Raw genomic sequence first — 16,945 nt, 5'->3', positions numbered from 1 at the left:
GCTGGCGCCGCCAGTCATAGACCGTGGTGTAATGAACGTCGGCAATCTCTGCTGCCTTCTTCATCCCGATTTGTTTGGCGCTGTTAAGGATTGTCAGTTTTTGATTTTGGCTGAATTGTTTCAAACTTATAACACTTTCTCCTTTTTTGGGGGGAGAAGAAAGTGTTACCCAATTTTTCTATGATTTGTATGCTTTTTTACTATCACGTTGCAAATAACCGGATGCCAAAAGATGCAGAGCGAAGCGGCGCAGCTTTTGGCAGTCCGCGTTAATTTGCCTTGTTATGGCTATGGCTTTACTGCCTCAACAGTTGCCGAAACAACATAATCCTCAACCTTACTTCCGGGTGCCCAATCACGGATAAAGGCTTTACTTTCATCTTTTGGCCTGATCCGGATGTTCTCAAAGCCAGCTTGCTGCAACATAGATTCGAGTTCCGAAATATAAGATGCGCCCGTGATACAACCAGTATACATTGCCATATCTTTCTTTACGTCGTCCGGAATCTCAGCGGTGGCAACAACATCGGAAATCGCCAGCCGCCCACCTTGTTTTAATACGCGGAATGCCTCACGGAATACCCTTTCTTTCTCTGGAGAAAGGTTGATCACACAGTTGGAAATGATGACATCGATAATTCCATCGGCAACTGGCAGGTTTTCCAACTCTCCCAGGCGAAAATCGACGTTCTCGAAACCGGCTTGTTCAGCGTTACGGCGGGATTTGGTGATCATCTCCGCTGTCATATCAACACCGATAACAACTCCCTTGTCCCCAACAACCCGCGCCGCCAGGAAACAATCGAATCCTCCTCCGCTGCCCAAGTCCAGCACAACTTCGCCGGTTTGTAAGGAAGCGATGGCCTGCGGATTGCCGCACCCAAGGCCCATGTTCGCCCCTTCCGGCACGGCAGTCACGTCCTCGCCGGAGTAACCCAAGCCAAGCGAAATATCCGCTGCCGTCAGGCCATTGAGTGTTCCACAACAGGATGAGGGTGAGCAACCGCAACCGGCGCTTCCCGATGCAGCTACCTTTCCGTAGTTTTCTCGAACAGCACTGCGAATTTCGTCATTCTTACTTTTGTCCATTTGCACCTCCTCTATAGGGTTAATGATTAATGCTCACACTTATAGACGAGGAAACATCAAAAAGGACGCAAAATATCAGCAACAACCATCACAAATTCCGTCTTTTCGTTCGTACCCACTAATTCGACCACGATGGTCGAAATCAAGCCGGCAACACTCAGCCAGCATTTCTTTCAAGAGGGCTCGGCCCCGTTGGACTCGGGATTTGGCGCCCGAAGCCGAAATGCTCTGAACCTGGGCGACTTCCTTCTGCCTCAATCCTTTCAATTCTGCCAAAGTGACTGCCTCGCGATAGTTCTTGGGCAGAAGTTGAATCATTGGTTGCAGGCATTCCGACAACTCTTGAGTCACCTTTTCTGAGGGATCGGTTTCAGGTTGCGAAAGCCACTCAGGAATATCTACGGTTGGCTTCTGCGACCGGAAATAATCGATGATAGCGTTTCTTGCAATTTGGTAGAGCCAGCTTTTCAGTTTTGTCTCGTCTTTCAAGGAAGCCAAACCGAAATGCATTTTCAAAAATACGTTCTGAAGAATGTCATCAGTCGCTGCGTCATTCGATATTCTTCTTTTAATAAACGTACGAAGATTTGAATGATATTCAAGCCAGACTTTTTCTGATATGTCCATTAGTTGGATCTCCATGCCGCCATAACGCCTGAAATGACCTGCCGAAAAAGCGTCAGCTTTTTTGGTCAGAGTCTATTGATTGGTTAGGGATTCTCTCTCAATTTGAACGACACATTGTAGTATCGCACGTCGATGTTGTTCGTCATTTCCAAGGCATAGGTCAATTTCGGATCGTGATCTCGACAGATGATTAATCCTTTCACCATCTGTCCATCCGAACACAGATTCATCTTCACCCATCCCATGTACCGTAGGATCTGCCCGACGACTCTGTCGGAGGGTCGCCCCTTCTTCAACTCAATCACAACGAATGCGTTGGACTGTGCATCGACTGCCAGTATGTCGATGGAGCCGATGTCGGTTGCGTATTGTTGACCGTCGTTCCCTTCCGAATCCTCGAAAAGCCCCAGGTGTCCTTTGAAGATCGTCACGAAGTTACTGACGATGAAATCCTCCAAGTACTTTTCCAGAACGAACTCACTCGGGTCATCGACTTCGGGTTCGTCATCCGGCGTGCAGATTGGAGGGCCAGAGCCTTCAACAACGCTTCGAAATTGGTCCTCCGAAAACTCCGCCAATGTGTGCATGGGAAAGACAATCGTAGAGAAAGGCTTGTCGCGGGGTTGGTCTTGCCAAGCAACGTCTATGAATCCCGGATGCTCGACGTGTGAATTCCGAGCCGGCGCGTATGCGGCGGGTCCGGTGATCCTGCCCACGCCAGCAAGCGTCTTCCTCCCCCGCCGTGCGATCACGTAGTCACCGGGAAGCATCTCGTGGTAGAACGCCCACAACATGTTTGTGTATAGCCCTTTGGTTTGCGAAGGCTTGCCCGGGTAGGCTGCGGAAACAGACTCGGCCAGTTCTTCTCTGGTTATGCCCGTGACATCGCCAAGCTGGCTCCAGCCGATGGATATCACGTTCTGGTCACGATCGAATTGCCATACTGCGTCGAATAGACCTGACGGCTTCGACTGAACGGGAGCCATTACCCAGTACCGCGGCATATCATGTCCTTTCTCTCGTTATTCCTAACGAAAAGCTCTTTGGATGCGGCTTTTTCCGCTCCTATGTGAACGAAATGTTAGGCAGACCTTCCCCAATTATCCACAGTGTTCGCAAGAACTTTCTTCTGCTCATTAAACTGACGCACTCTGTGAGCATTTGCTCCAGAGGGGTGCGGAAACTTGTTCAAAAGAGAAACGTTTGCCTGACAAATGGTTAACGCGTGTCGAACACACTCATTGGCGGCCTTCCCAAGCGGAACAACCAAAACAGGTGAGACCGCCATTAGCTCCTCCAAGAGCAAAGACTCTACCATTGAGCGAAGGTAATCATTCTTCAGTAAATTTGGAGTATGGCCCGTGTAGTTTTTATTGTTGTGAAAAACCGGATAGCGTAATACTGACGTCGTGTGGAGGTCGGGGTGCAATCCGCTAAAGAGGTCAACAGTCGAGGCAATGCCCAAGACCGAAGCAACACCAATTTCATCAAGCATCGCAACGAGGTTCTTACGCATGGCTCCGGCAAAAGCAGCTTGGCCTTTCGCACACGCACAAGCATCTATGTAGCTGAGGCCGCCTTTCAGGGCCTGTTGGGCTACCTTGTAAGCGACCTGAGCCTGTTGCCATCCTGGGGTGATACCGACGATAGCAATCCGGGCTCCTTTATTGATGTAGTCGACAGGTGCCCACACCACACTGAGAGTACCATTTTTATGAAGGACAAACTCGGACGGTACCGAGGCAATGTCCTTCGGCACACCATCAACGAGCATTTTGTAGCGATCGAGGTTATTCATTCATTTGCCTAACGCCGCTGCTAAGGGGCCGGGAAAGAAGAACCAAAGTCTTATTTCACGGCCCGGAAATTTATGTAAACTGAATTCGACCAAAAACGCCGCGGCCTTTCCCGGTCCCTCTTCAGCTTCTGGTTGGCAGTTCTTAGCCATTCCCAATGAATTCGTCAGGATGCTGTTTTACATATTCAGCTTGTAATTTAACGACCTGTTCTCCAAGGTTTTCCACGAATTCTTCCAAAAAACGCTTAAAACTCTCTTCAGATGCCCCAACGTCAGAAACGTCCTCAGATTCATCTCTATTGGGATCGCCGTAGCAACACTGATAACCCCAGTCTATGTACTTGGCTATTTCTTCAGGATAGTCAGTGCCATAATATTCCTTTTCGAGACACGCATTGTTACAGTATTGATTGAGCCCTTCAGTAAAACCAATAACGATGTCCCCCTTCTCAATTCTTGGCTCTGTAAGCATTTGTGAATAATCGCTACTCGTGATTCCGTCCTCAATTCCCATTCGGCACACATCCACATTGTGTTCGAGGATTTCTTCATATTGAAGTTCATTGTATCTGTTGCGAGTTAATCCAAGCACCTCATTAACGCATTTCTCTTCTATAGATGTGCTCGGTATCACGATTTTGTTCATATTCGATGTCTCCTTGTTGCCAACGGTCCGCATAACCGGCTGGCAATGGAGCGCAGCGGAATTGCCAGTCCGAGTTGATGCGGTTGGTTAGGTGCCATTTGGTACTATCCCCAATGACAAGTACCAATTCGAGTTAGCTTTCCACTCTTCTTTAACACCGGGCATTTGAAAATAATTTATGAGGTTTTCTTTCAATTCAGCGGGAGATGGTGCTTGCAGGCCGGATTTACCCTGGATATCGGACACAAGTGGGAAGGAACTATGCACCCAATCTATGCTGATAAGTTTTCGCTCGGCTATAACTTGAACTACGCAGCCGTTTGGCAGGCGGGACAATGCTTCATGCGAGAGCGTTAACAAGGTTCCGCTCGGCGATTTCTTTGTCAAAGCCACTGCATGAATCAAGGCTGTTCCCATTGTTGAGAACAGTGTCATTATTCCTCTCCCTAACCGTACACGACCATATTCATCACGTGCATCTCGCACGGATGCAGGATAACATCCAGATATGTCACCAAAACCACCTTCGCCAATAGTAGCTTTAGCAAAACGGCCTCCGGCTGAAATATGCCGCATGAGGGCTATTGCAATGGCAACGGGGATTTCTAGCGAGGTTGTCCCAAATTCGCTTACAATTGCAAAACCATCGCCAGTTTGATGGGCAAATATCCGATTTGGTGTTTCCGTGTAGCAATGCGACCCGATGAGGTAAATCCCCTCCATTAGGTCTCCGAGCGATAGAAGAATTTGGTTGTCTTTTTCATAAAGAGCACCGAAGCCTTCAATATCTATGTAAATAGACCAGCGATTGCCCATTGGGCCCTCTTTCATCTGACATAACCAGCGATTTCTTTTGCGAAGCTATCAAGGGTATAATCCATAGTGACCCAATTAGCCCCTTGAGAAAAAGAAGCTACCCCAAGAACGCGCTGAGTACTAAGATCCAAGAATCGAGCATTGAAAAATGTGAATCCCTGCATTATTGCGTCGCTTCGTGTCTGGTATGCCACAGAGACAACAACCGCCGTTGGGTAATAAATATTGGACTCCAATGCAGATTTTGACAAAGTCATCCCGTCTCTTGTTGCCGTAGCCTGTTTTAATTCAATGGCCTTTCTGGCTACATCTACAGGCACCACGTTAAGCCCGAGCTGAATAAGCCTGGCTTCCACTCTACCTTGCACTCCAGCATAGTCATTTTGGACTGAAACAGTTATTGGTGTATCTTTTGACAATGCGAAAGTCTGCGTTTGTGCCACCTGCATTGGCGTAACACAGCCCGCCAGGAACAAGAGAACTGTTGCAATAATTACGACAGGCTTCATTTTTCTCTCCTTTTTTAAGCACCTAACATGTATTAGACTGCCGAAGTGTCGCCTTATAAGGCGACGAGTTTTTATACGAAATCGGATTAGACGACTGATTCGTCGTCTAATCCGGGATATACAGGTATTAGACGACGAAATCGTCGTCTAATTATTTGATAATTCGTAATTAAATATTCTATTTATGTGAACAAATGTTCACAGAAGGGCCAATGGGGTCGGACCACAGTAACCAACTGATATCATTCCATTACGCATCATAATAAGGCCCCAATTCGGTTTTAAACAGCTATTTTTGGTACCAAAATGAGCTGTTTAAGATAAAAATTCAAGGAACAATATTCCTTAAACGGCCAATTTCATACCCCAAATGGTACGTTTAAGCCTAAAAAACGGCCTTATATTAGGCCCTTACTTAATTATTTCAGACAGTTGCTACGGCCCGACCCCATATTCCCGATATCAATGGCAAAGACACGTCTTTAAATTCTGTTAAATCGATTGACACTTCAATTTCCATTTTTTACCACACAACGCCCGCCGGATGAGCCGCGAGACTCGCAGGTGCGGGACGGAAATTGGTTTTTAATTTCCGGCCTGCGCTGAGAATCGCAGTCGGCTCCATTGGGCTTGATAGGCGGAGCGCGGAGCGCTTCGGCTGGCAAGCACAATGGAGCGAAGCTCATCCGACCTATCAGTGCAATAAGCGGAATTTTGTCCGTCATATCACCCTATGGGCGGACAGTATTTCCGCTTATTCCTATATTAATCTTGAAATAGGGAAAAATTCCCGGTTTTTTGTCCGCTTATTACATTTCATCTGGAAGCATTCCGCATATCACGGTATGTATGTGACAACATATGAAAAGTCAAAAGGGGAAAAAGCCGAAATTTTATCCCAATTCCAGACTTAAGCTCATGGATCAGGTGCGGGAAGTGTTGCGGTATCTTGCACCAGATCGACCAATATAACATATTGAAATTAAAATAACTAACTTAAAAAGCCCCCTTGAATAGGGCTTAGAGCAGACTTTTGGATGCCAAAAAGCGACCTCTAAATTTCTGATTTTCAAAAATATTTTTTTCACATCCATTGTGAGCATTTGACATGCCCATGAAATTATGCGTTTTTGCTTTTATCAATTTGTACCCCCTGATCTTAATCAGCGGTCTATGTCTGAATGATATTGCCATCATAAAAACGCCATTTCGATTCCTCATCGACTGCTTAGTAGAAATTACCGATGGTGTCAATCATTTCCGATATTTGTTTGATTGCAAGTCATATCCGGTCATGGAAAAATAGAATCCACCCTGTTTTCGGATACCAAAAATGAGCATAAAAATTATCGGCCAGGAGCGTTACACATCTTTACATTCCTTATTTTACCCTTGATTTTTCCCGTCTTTTTGCTGATATTCTAATTTTTACAAACAGACTTTGGCAGTTGAACCGGCAAAGGCCGGATGGGATTGCCCGGGAGAGTCGTTAAAACCCTGTTTCGGAATAAGCAAAAAAATATGTCTTCCACAACTTCCTCAAACCATGAACTGGAACTGGCCCGCGACTTTGTTCAGCACACGGGCTGCAATATATTTCTGACGGGTAAGGCCGGTACCGGCAAAACCACCTTTCTGCATCATCTGAAAAAAAATACGGCAAAACGAATGATTGTCACCGCCCCTACCGGCGTGGCCGCCATTAATGCCGGCGGTGTCACACTCCATTCGTTTTTCCAGCTGCCCTTTGGCCCGTTTATACCGGGCAGCGAGTCATTTGAGCGCAATCGGCAAGGCCTGTTCCGGTTCAGCAAGGAAAAAATACGGATTATACAAAGCCTTGATTTGCTGGTAATTGACGAAATCAGTATGGTGCGGGCCGATTTACTCGATGCGGTGGATGCGGTGCTGCGCCGCTATCGCCGCAATGACCTGCCCTTTGGCGGCGTGCAGCTGCTGATGATCGGAGACCTGCACCAGCTCTCGCCTGTGGCAAAGCAGGAGGAATGGCAACTTTTACAGCCATATTATGAATCGGTTTATTTTTTCAGCAGTCATGCCCTTGAACAGACCCGACTTGTTACCATTGAATTAAAACATGTTTATCGGCAGTCAGAGCCCCGTTTTATCAGGCTTCTTAACCAGGTGCGTGACAACCGGCTTGATGCGTCCGCCATTTTGGAACTGAACCGGCGTCATATTCAGGATTTTACACCCGAGGACGGCCAGGGCTATATCACCCTGACCACCCACAATCGCAGCGCCGAATCCATCAATCAAACCCGGCTTCAGGCCTTGTCTGAAGCAGCACATTTTTTCAAAGCGGAGATTTCCGGGGATTTTCCCGAGTACGTCTATCCGACCCAGGCCACGCTTGCGTTTAAAAAAGGGGCCCAGGTGATGTTCCTTCGCAATGATGCCTCTGTTGAAAAGCGCTATTACAACGGAAAAATCGGCAAAATAAAAAAAATTTTCAATCAAACCATCCGCGTCGTCTGCCCCGGAGAGTCAGAGGAAATTGTGGTTGAACCCGTGGACTGGGAAAATATAAAATACACAGTTGACCCGGAAACCAGGGACATCCGGGAGGAGATCATCGGAAAATTCAAGCAATACCCCCTGAAACTGGCCTGGGCCATCACCATCCATAAAAGTCAGGGCTTGACCTTTGACAAGGCCATCATCGATGCAAAATCCGCTTTTGCCCATGGTCAGGTTTATGTCGCCTTAAGCCGCTGTAAAACTTTTGAGGGAATGGTGCTGACATCGGCCATCCCTTCAAGGGGCATTGGAACGGATGAAGCTGTCCTCTCCTTTGACGAAATGGCAAGGCGGAATCCGCCCTCCGAAACCCTTCTTGAGGCTGCTAAAATAAGCTATCAGCAGGAACTGCTGCTGGATTGTTTTGATTTTCAACTGCTGAACAACCGTCTCAACCATCTTGCCCGGCTCTTGCGGGGCAGCGCCACACGGGTTCAGATATCAGGCCTGGCCGATATCAGCCAATTGGAAAAGATGGCTGCCGAAAATATTTTTGTAGTCGGTGAAAATTTCAAGCGTCAATTGCGCGCCATTTTTACGGACGCCAGCCTGCCTGAATCCAATGCCCATATTCTGGAACGGATCTGCAAAGCCTCGGCATGGTTCCAGGATAAGTTCACCCTGGTTTTCAATGACCTCGTCCAGAAACTTCACGTGGAAACCGACAATAAAGAGCTGGGCAAAAAAATTGGCAATGCCATAGATAACCTTAAAAAAGAAATTGCCGTGAAGCTGGCCGGCATTCACTCTTGTGAAAAAGGATTTTCACCGTCAAGTTATCTGCGCGCCGTATCCAGTTCCGAGATCGAGTCTGCCCCTGAGAAAGCAAAAAAACGCCCGGCTCCGGTCTGCAGCGAATCAGACATTGAACACCCGGAACTATTCCGGGCGCTTAAAGACTGGCGTTCCCGCAAAGCCGTGGAGGAAGGCATTGCCCCGTTTCAGGTTTTACATCAACGGGTATTAATCCAGGTTGTGGTATGTCTGCCCGACAATACGGCTGATCTTAAAAAAATTAACGGCATCGGCAGGAAAACCATTGAAAAATATGGCGAGGAACTTGTGAAAATGGTTTTGGGCTATCGCAAAAAACACGGAATAGACAAGCGGATACTGCCACCGCCCGGAGAAGTGCCGGAAAAAAGCAAACCTGACCCCCAAAAGGCATCCCCTTCGGACACCCGGCAGATCAGTTTCGATATGTTCAATAAGGGAGTAGCGATTCCCCGGATTGCAGAAAAAAGAGGTTTGGTGGAATCCACCATCCAGGGGCATCTGTGCTTTTTTGTGGAAAATGGCCAATTGGATATCAGCAAAGTGCTTTCACCTGAAAGACAACGCGCCATTGAAAAGAAACTGGCTGCAGTTTCCAGCCATTCTATCAAAACCGTAAAAAACGAGCTGGGAGCCGAGTACTCCTATAGCGAAATCAAACTGGTGCTGGCCCACCAAAAATATCTGGCATCAAAATAGACAAACGGATTCGGCATGTTTCATGAAAATCCGCCGGATACATCGCACACAGCCCGGAACCTTTTTCGTAAAGGGATCCTTTATCTTCCCGTTTTGAACAAGTGATTTTACGGTCAGGGTTGACCCTGTTTTTCTCTGTCATCGGCGTTCAGTATCCGCACGGGGGGGGCCGTATTTGAAAATGTATTGCTCAGGACTACGCGATTTCGGCCATTGTTTTTGGCCTGATACAGCGCCGTGTCGGCGGCCATCAATATCTCATCCACCGTGGTTCCGGCTTTCTGGCAGGACACGCCGATGCTCACGGTAATGGAAATCTCGCCCGATCGGGTCGCAATTCTGCTTTCGGAAATCCGCATGCACAATCTGTCAACCAGGGGAAGTGGGTCCGTTTTTGCCTTCATCGGCATGATAAGCAAAAACTCCTCCCCTCCCACACGCCCCACAGAATCGTATTTTCTGAGATTTTCACTCAGAATCTGCGCAAGCCCGCAGAGCACCTCATCGCCGGTTTGGTGGCCATATCTGTCGTTGACCTGTTTGAAATGGTCTATGTCGCACATCCCGACAACCAGTCTATCCCCATGGCGTTCAGCGTGTGCCAGCTCTTTTTGCAGTTGATCGCAAATCGCCCGGCGATTGAGCATACCCGTCAACGGATCGTGGGTGGCCTGGTGTTCCAGGGCCTTTTTACTTTCGATGAGCGCGTCCTGCATCTCGACCATGCGCCGGCCGACCTCAACGCGGGCGATCAGCTCGCCGGGATCAAAGGGCTTGGCCAGGTAGTCGTTGGCGCCGGCATCTAACCCGGCGATGATGTCGGCTTTTTCATCCCGGATGGTCAGCATGATGATGTAAGGCGGCCGGTCGGTTTGCAGCGCGCGGACCCGGCGTATGACATCCAATCCGTCCATTTCCGGCATCAGCCAGTCGAGAATCAGCAGCCGGGGCGCGTCGGACTGCTGCATCACATCCCACGCCACAGCGCCACTGACGGTTACCACCACTTCATGCCCACTTTTTTTCAACACACCCGCCAGTACGGTGCGGGATGTGAAATCGTCTTCGGCTATCAGGATGCGCATGGGAAAATCCTCCGTGTTATAAGATCAGCTTCAGGTTGCGCAGTTTTTCCATCAGCCTCGCCTTCTGGATCGGCTTGACCAGGAAGTAGTCGCATTGGTGATTAAGGGCCTTTATGACGTTGGCCTTGTCGGCAAGGGCGGTTGCCATGATAATTTTCACCCGGTCTGGAACTGCGATGCCTTTTGTCTCTTCCATCAGTCGGATTTGACGGAGCGCTTCCTGTCCGTCCATTTCGGGCATCATAATATCCAGACAGATCAGGTCGTAGAGCTCATCGGCCTCCAGAGCCAGGCGCACGGCCTCGACGGCTTCCCTGCCATTAACAGCGAGGTGGACCGTACCGTGGCTCTGCAGCAGTCCCTGAAGCAGCATGCGGCTGGTGAAATCGTCGTCGGCTATCAGTATTTTCATGGTATTCTCTTCTTTGATGATTGTGTTTGCAGTTCATTTATCATGGCGTGTTTCAACCGATCAAACTCCGCTTCCAGTTCGGTCATGAGGGCCTTGACCGTGTCAAGATCTCTGATTCTGGCCGACTTTTCCATCTCGAAAGCCACTTTTCTCAGTCGCTCACCGCCGACGTTGGCCGACGCGCCTTTGATGGCGTGAACCTGGCGTCTGACGTGCGGAACGTCTCCGGTCTCCAAATAGCCCCGAAGCGACTCGATCTGTCGCGGGATATCCGTCAGGAAAACGTTGATCACTGTTTCAGCCAGTTCCTTGTCATCCATCAGTCGGGCCAGCATGCCCGCCTTGTCAAATACCAACGAGGAGTGATGACCGATGAGTGATGACGCATCGCTGCTGTCATGGGCATGTTCTTTTCTGTCCTCATCCTTCTCCCCGGGAAGCCATTTTTTCAGAACCCCGGCGAGGGCCTGCGGTGTGACCGGTTTGGACACATAGTCGTTCATCCCCGCCTCCAGAAAGCGTTTCCGGTCCTCCTGCCGGGCACGGGCGGTCATGGCGATGATGGGAATATGCTTTGATATTTTTTCTATCCCCCGGATTTTTCTCGTGGCTTCGAGACCGTCCATCTCGGGCATCTGCACATCCATCAGCACCAGGTCATAGGGAAGGTTTTCGAAGGCTTTGAGCGCCTCTGCACCGTTGGCCACCGCGTCAGCGCGTAACCCCAGTTTTCTGAGAATTCCCAGGGCCACCTGCTGGTTGGTGATGTTGTCCTCGGCCAGCAGAACGCGAGACTTGCGGACAGCGAACCGGTTCAGTAACTCGCGGCCGGCGTGACGCGCAGCGATTGGACGCAATATGGGCGCAGCCTCATCCTGTTCCGCCAGAATCTGAGAAAAAGCCGCTTTCAATTCCATACACCGGACCGGTTTGTTCAGATAGGCGGCGAAGCCGATCTCCGAGAAGCATCCGACGTCGCCGTTCGTCCCCAGTGAGGCCAGCATCACCATCCGGGTACCGGCCAGACGTTCGTCCGCCCTGATGGCCCGGCCCAGGTCCATGCCGTCCATGCCCGGTATCTTCATGTCGATGACGGCAATTCGGAAGGGCTCATGCTCATCCATTGCCCGATTCAGGGCCTGAAGCGCCGCGGGGCCGTCCTGCGCCTCCGATGGGCGCATGCCCCATGAGGACAGGTGCGCGGTCAGAATTTCCCGACCTGTGGCGTTGTCGTCCACGATCAGCACGCGGACATCGCGCAGGTCAGCAGGCGGACAACTTTGCGCCTGCGCCGCCTGCCGGCCCAGGCGTACGGTGAACCAGAATTCAGAGCCTTTGCCCGCTTTGCTCTCCACGCCGATTTCACCGCCCATCAGCCCGGCCAGTTGCCTGGAGATGGCCAGACCCAGCCCGGTACCGCCGTATTGCCTCGTGGTCGAGGCATCCACCTGGCTGAACTTGTCAAAGAGCAGGCTGATCTTGTCTTCCGGGATGCCAATACCCGTGTCGCGTACCGAAAAGCGCAGGTGAACCTCGTTTTCATTCTCTTGCGCGTTTTGTGGTTTTTCTTCCACCAGCGAAACGCGGATTGCCACCTCGCCGGTATCCGTGAACTTGACGGCGTTGCCCGCCAGGTTGGTGAGAATCTGGCGCAGACGGCCCGGATCGCCGTGCAGCAGCACCGGCACATCCGGATCGGCGGCGCAGATCAGCTCAAGGCCCTTTTCATGCGCTCGAACGGCCAGCATGGCGGCAAAATCATCCAGCAGGCTCGACAGATCAAAGTTGAGCATCTCCAGGTCGAACTTCCCGGCCTCGATTTTGGAAAAGTCAAGAATGTCGTTGATCAGCCCGAGCAGCGATTCGCCGCTTGCGCGCACGATCTCGGCGTACCGCCGCTGCTCGTCGGTCAGTTCCGTATCCAGCAGCAGCCCGGTCATGCCGATCACCCCGTTCATGGGCGTGCGGATCTCATGGCTCATGTTGGCCAGAAATTCGCTCTTGGCAATGCTGGCCATTTCAGCCTTCACGGCCATCTCGTTGGCCCGGACAGTGGCCGCTTCAAGCTGCCGGTTGGTCTCCAGGAGTTTTTCCTCGGCCCGCTTGCGCTCGGTGATGTCTCTGGCGGTGCCTTCAAACCCAATGATTGTTCCGGCCTCGTTCCGTAGCGGCACACCGTTTGAGGCGTGCCAGCGCCAGGACCCGTCAACGTGCTGCACGCGGTACTCGGCCCCTTTTTGTCGTTGTCCTGTCTCGATCACCCGCTGTAAGAACGTCCTGCACACCGGAAAATCAGCCGGATGAACGAATGCCTGGAATGGTTGCCCAATTACCCGGGTTGCCGGGTGACCGAGGAACACGGTCCAGGCGGGGGAAACAAATGTAAACACGCCATCCGGTGTGAGCATATAGATGATGTCGTGACTGTTCTCGATCAACAGGCGGTACTTTGCTTCGCTCTTTCGCAAGGCTTTCTCGGCCCGCATGCGCAGATGAACGTTTACAAACATCTGGCCGAAAACGGTCAGAAGATAGCGTTCGCTGTCTGAGTAGGCATGATGCCGGCGCACCGAATCAAAGCCGATAAAGCCGATGCACTCGTCTCCGTTCATGAGCGGAACAGCCAGCAGGCTCTTGATGCCCTGCGGCTCAAGCACATCCCGCGTGCCGCCTGGCGGCAACGCGTAAGTATCCGGCACATACATGGCTTCACCACGGCGATGCGTTGCCACCCAGTCCGGCATAATTTCCAGCGGAACCGCCTGCAATTCGTCGATTTGCGGCGATATGCCCTCGTCGCACCATTCGTGAGTGTTGGTGCAGATTTGCCTGGAGAAGTCATACTCGAAAATATACCCCCGATCCGCCCCAACAAAGACAGCGATATCACGCAATGAAATCCGAATTGCCGATTCGACGGTCTCCAGAGGCAGGTTGATGTAGATCGAGGAAACATCAAGGAGCAATTGCCGCAAACGGGATTGCAGCTGCAACTCATCCTCGGCCCGCTTGCGTTTGGTGATATCGGTGAACACCGTGGCAAAGCGTCCTTTGCCCAACCGGTAGGCATTGATGAAGTAGTGCCGTTCCAGTGATTCGAAATAGTGCTCGAAACTGACCGGCCTGCCGGTCAGGACCACGTTGCCGAAGCGCTCGATCAAATGCGTTTTTTGGGTTCCCGGCAGGACGTCTGTAACGCGGCGGCCGAGGATATCGGTCACCTGTAATCCGGTATGGGTCTCAAAGGCCGGGTTCGCGCTCAGAAAGACATAGTCTGCCGGCCTGCCCCCGGCATCCAGCACGATCTCGTGGACGGCAATTGCCGAAACGGAATTATCGAAGAGCAGCCGATTTTTTTCTTCGCTTTCGCTCAGTTTTCGGTGCGCCTCATTCCGGATGATCGCCCCGGCAATGATTTCAGCGATAACCTGCAGCATACGAATCTGATTTTCCGGCCAGGAGTGTGCTGCACGCACGGCATCAAACCCCAGAAATCCCATCAGCGCACCGCAATCATCACGCATCGGCAGACAAATCAGTGACCGGATGTCCTGTTGCTCAAATTCTTTCTTTTCGACTTCGGCTTCCGGAGGCAACGCATTGACATCAGGAATATGGATCGGTTGCAACCCGAGCACCGAACCCTTGAACCAGGGCATCGCGTCCACGGAAAAGTTCTGCATCCGGTCTTTTTTCGGAGCGATACCCGAAGCGCACCATTCATGGGTGTTGTCCATGGCGCCCAGATCTTCTGAAAACCGGAAAAGATAGCTGCGGTCCACATCGAACAGCGTCCCCAGGCAGGACAGAACCTGAACGACCGTTTCGTCAAATTCGCTGTCTTTCAAATTAACAAAACACGCGGATACCTCCGTGACGGTCTGCTGAAAGCGGAGTTCAAACTGCTCCTGCTCGCGCCGGCGGTACGCCTCGCTCACATCGCGAAAGACCAGTACGGCTCCGATGAGGCCGCCGGCTGCATCATGGATGGGCGCGCAGCTGTCGGCAATCTGGTGTTCCGCGCCATCCCGGGCGATGAGCACCGTATGGCTGGCCAGGCCCACGACGATGCCCTCGCACAGAGCGCGTTCGACCGGGTTTTCAGCCTCCTGCCGGGGCTCGGCGTGGACGATGCAAAAAACCTCGTCAATGGAACGTCCCACGGCCTCGTCAGCGCTCCATCCGGTGAGTGTCTCGGCCACTGCATTGAGGCTGGTGATTTTGCCCCCGACATCGCAGGAAATGACGCCGTCGCCGATTGAGCGCAATGTGGCCGCCAGGCGTGCTTCGCTTTCCCGCAGTTCACAAGCTCTGGCGTAGAGTTCTTTTTCCGTCAGCCGGCCGATTTCTCTTGCCATGACTCCGATTTCATTGTCAGGATAGACATAATCATCAACCCGATGTTCATCTCCGGCAATGACCATCTTGACTTTTTTGCTAAGTTCAAGCAACGGTCTGCTAAAACGTCTGCTCAGCAGCATACTCTGTAAAAAGCCCGCCAACAAGGCGATCAGACCGGTCAGGCCGACTATAATCATCACTTGCGTTAGAATCGGCTGGAGAATTTCTTTTTTTTCGACCACCGTCACGATCGTCCAACCGGTTGAGGGCAAACGGCGGAAATATGCGAGATATTCCACCTTGCCCAGATGCAATGTAAAGCCGTTTTCCCTGGCCCGCTGGATGGCTTCCGTCATTTCAGGAAGTGACTCATTCAGCAATGTCTTATCGCGATTCAGAATAATTTTTTTATCCCTGTTTATAACAAAGCTATAGGCCGTTTTGTATTCGTCATGCTGAGCCATCAGATCGACGATCTGATCGATTGAACAGTCGATGACTATCACCCCCCCATATTCGCCATCGGAGCGCTGCATCGCATTGCCTGTTGAAATCAGCCAATCCCTGGTTTTAATATCCTGATATGGCACGCCGATCGACAGCGCGGGTTTTGTTGCCATGGCTGCCCGATACCAGGGGCGGGTTGTCGGATCAAATCCTTCGGGAGGCTTCCAGTCGTTTATCAGCATCAGACCGTTTGTGTAAGCAGAATAAATATAATTGATATTTTTATTGGCTTTGGCAGAAGACCGGTACCCATCCATTACGCGTTGACGAGCCTCTTCATTGAGCGATGCTGCATTCCGAAGCTCCGGGTTGTCTTTCAGAAAAGCGATGGTGTTGATGATTTCGGTAAAGTACCCTTCAACGAAGAAAACAACGGCGTGATTCGTTCGTTTGATGATGGCCCGCGCATTGGAAATTTCGGAACGATAAAGAACGATGGAAAAAAATAGAGCAAAAACGGTTACAACAATTAAAGAAAAAGCAGCACTGCTTCGAAATACTTCCTTCTTGATGCTGGATTTACGGGGTAAATGTCTATACATCTCGTGCTTATATTTATCCGTTTATATTCCTGCGCTCTACTGTCCGCGCCGTGTGCGCCTGCTCAAAGGGTTTGCGTCTGGAGGCCACGATCGTTTCATTCCCTGCGGAAATTGTCTTTTGTATGGCCGGTCAATAATGAATTTTAAATATTCTTGCTTCTGTTATTGAAGCAACTGGTATCAGGGGATATCAAAATGCAAATTTTTAGTAAAGGAGAAACATGGGGGCTGGTATGCGGCTATGTCCGAAAAAATGCAGGCGCGTTCACTGCAAACATATCTCAACGGGCAGGATGTGTTGTCCGGAATTGACTCGCTCAACGCGTGTTTCAGAAAAAATGACCTCCTGTGCCGTTATGCCGGGGAAAAAATTGCGGTCATTTTCCCGACACCGGCATTCAGGAGGCCGGAATTGCATGTGAAAAATTCAGACAGTTCGTTGAACAACAGCGCTTTGAGCTGAATTTCAAGACTGTACCGGTCGCTGTGAGGATGGAAATCGCATCTTTGAAGCAGGCCCCGTCATCCGTCGATGAACTGATATTTCTTTCAGGCAATG

At 50.6% G+C, this 16,945-nt stretch carries 12 protein-coding genes; 2 read left to right on the top strand and 10 right to left on the bottom strand.

Annotation, left to right across the window (positions count from 1 at the left end; genetic code table 11):
- Positions 1-288: 288 nt before the first annotated feature.
- The 7 genes from PHQ97_12865 to PHQ97_12835 form a co-directional block, all read right to left on the bottom strand.
- On the bottom strand, positions 289-1,089 hold the full coding sequence (locus tag PHQ97_12865; GenBank protein ID MDD4393626.1) for an arsenite methyltransferase: 801 nt from the start codon (positions 1,087-1,089) through the stop codon (positions 289-291).
- 75 nt (positions 1,090-1,164) lie between these two features.
- Entirely contained in the window at positions 1,165-1,716 is a 552-nt protein-coding gene (sigZ, locus tag PHQ97_12860) for an RNA polymerase sigma factor SigZ (GenBank protein MDD4393625.1), read from the bottom strand.
- An 83-nt stretch (positions 1,717-1,799) separates the two neighbouring features.
- Positions 1,800-2,720: an endonuclease NucS gene (locus PHQ97_12855; GenBank protein MDD4393624.1), complete on the bottom strand. Its 921-nt coding sequence runs from the start codon at positions 2,718-2,720 to the stop codon at positions 1,800-1,802.
- Positions 2,721-2,797: 77 nt separating this feature from the next.
- Positions 2,798-3,514, bottom strand: coding sequence for a hypothetical protein (locus tag PHQ97_12850; GenBank protein MDD4393623.1), 717 nt, complete (start codon positions 3,512-3,514; stop codon positions 2,798-2,800).
- Positions 3,515-3,656: 142 nt separating this feature from the next.
- On the bottom strand, positions 3,657-4,160 hold the full coding sequence (locus tag PHQ97_12845; GenBank protein MDD4393622.1) for a hypothetical protein: 504 nt from the start codon (positions 4,158-4,160) through the stop codon (positions 3,657-3,659).
- A gap of 87 nt (positions 4,161-4,247) precedes the next feature.
- Positions 4,248-4,976 (bottom strand): hypothetical protein, encoded by a 729-nt coding sequence (locus PHQ97_12840; GenBank protein ID MDD4393621.1) that lies wholly within the window; start codon positions 4,974-4,976, stop codon positions 4,248-4,250.
- 11 nt (positions 4,977-4,987) lie between these two features.
- Positions 4,988-5,485, bottom strand: coding sequence for a hypothetical protein (locus PHQ97_12835; GenBank protein ID MDD4393620.1), 498 nt, complete (start codon positions 5,483-5,485; stop codon positions 4,988-4,990).
- A gap of 1,521 nt (positions 5,486-7,006) precedes the next feature.
- On the opposite strand from PHQ97_12835, the gene PHQ97_12830 reads away from it, so the two are divergent.
- Complete coding sequence (locus PHQ97_12830) at positions 7,007-9,499, top strand: helix-turn-helix domain-containing protein (protein MDD4393619.1); 2,493 nt, start codon at positions 7,007-7,009, stop codon at positions 9,497-9,499.
- Between the two features lie 113 nt (positions 9,500-9,612).
- Here the strand turns inward: PHQ97_12830 and PHQ97_12825 are convergent, their stop codons facing one another.
- Genes PHQ97_12825 through PHQ97_12815 form a run of 3 tightly spaced genes read right to left on the bottom strand, consistent with a single transcriptional unit; the run spans position 9,613 to position 16,386 of the window.
- Complete coding sequence (locus tag PHQ97_12825; protein MDD4393618.1) at positions 9,613-10,584, bottom strand: diguanylate cyclase; 972 nt, start codon at positions 10,582-10,584, stop codon at positions 9,613-9,615.
- A 16-nt stretch (positions 10,585-10,600) separates the two neighbouring features.
- Entirely contained in the window at positions 10,601-10,996 is a 396-nt protein-coding gene (locus PHQ97_12820; protein ID MDD4393617.1) for a response regulator, read from the bottom strand.
- Positions 10,993-16,386, bottom strand: coding sequence for a PAS domain S-box protein (locus tag PHQ97_12815; protein MDD4393616.1), 5,394 nt, complete (start codon positions 16,384-16,386; stop codon positions 10,993-10,995). Before PHQ97_12815 ends, PHQ97_12820 begins: the two co-directional genes overlap by 4 nt.
- 241 nt (positions 16,387-16,627) lie before the next feature.
- Between PHQ97_12815 and PHQ97_12810 the strand changes: the two genes are divergently transcribed.
- The gene (locus tag PHQ97_12810; protein MDD4393615.1) at positions 16,628-16,849 is read left to right on the top strand and encodes a hypothetical protein; all 222 of its coding nucleotides are present in this window, start codon (positions 16,628-16,630) and stop codon (positions 16,847-16,849) included.
- Positions 16,850-16,945: the final 96 nt, after the last annotated feature.

The organism is Desulfobacterales bacterium, from assembly GCA_028704555.1.
Taxonomy (GTDB): domain Bacteria; phylum Desulfobacterota; class Desulfobacteria; order Desulfobacterales; family JAQWFD01; genus JAQWFD01.
Note: the sequence above shows the minus strand (reverse complement) of the source record. Positions and strands in the feature narration are given on the sequence as shown.

Bases quoted from the DNA above. Each gene is read 5' to 3' on its own strand.
- PHQ97_12835 (MDD4393620.1), bottom strand. From the start codon at position 5,485: ATGAAGCCTGTCGTAATTATTGCAACAGTTCTCTTGTTCCTGGCGGGC.
- PHQ97_12830 (MDD4393619.1), top strand. From the start codon at position 7,007: ATGTCTTCCACAACTTCCTCAAACCATGAACTGGAACTGGCCCGCGAC.
- PHQ97_12810 (MDD4393615.1), top strand. From the start codon at position 16,628: ATGTCCGAAAAAATGCAGGCGCGTTCACTGCAAACATATCTCAACGGG.
- PHQ97_12840 (MDD4393621.1), bottom strand. From the start codon at position 4,976: ATGGGCAATCGCTGGTCTATTTACATAGATATTGAAGGCTTCGGTGCT.
- PHQ97_12855 (MDD4393624.1), bottom strand. From the start codon at position 2,720: ATGCCGCGGTACTGGGTAATGGCTCCCGTTCAGTCGAAGCCGTCAGGT.
- PHQ97_12865 (MDD4393626.1), bottom strand. From the start codon at position 1,089: ATGGACAAAAGTAAGAATGACGAAATTCGCAGTGCTGTTCGAGAAAAC.
- sigZ (MDD4393625.1), bottom strand. From the start codon at position 1,716: ATGGACATATCAGAAAAAGTCTGGCTTGAATATCATTCAAATCTTCGT.
- PHQ97_12815 (MDD4393616.1), bottom strand. From the start codon at position 16,386: ATGTATAGACATTTACCCCGTAAATCCAGCATCAAGAAGGAAGTATTT.
- PHQ97_12820 (MDD4393617.1), bottom strand. From the start codon at position 10,996: ATGAAAATACTGATAGCCGACGACGATTTCACCAGCCGCATGCTGCTT.
- PHQ97_12825 (MDD4393618.1), bottom strand. From the start codon at position 10,584: ATGCGCATCCTGATAGCCGAAGACGATTTCACATCCCGCACCGTACTG.
- PHQ97_12850 (MDD4393623.1), bottom strand. From the start codon at position 3,514: ATGAATAACCTCGATCGCTACAAAATGCTCGTTGATGGTGTGCCGAAG.
- PHQ97_12845 (MDD4393622.1), bottom strand. From the start codon at position 4,160: ATGAACAAAATCGTGATACCGAGCACATCTATAGAAGAGAAATGCGTT.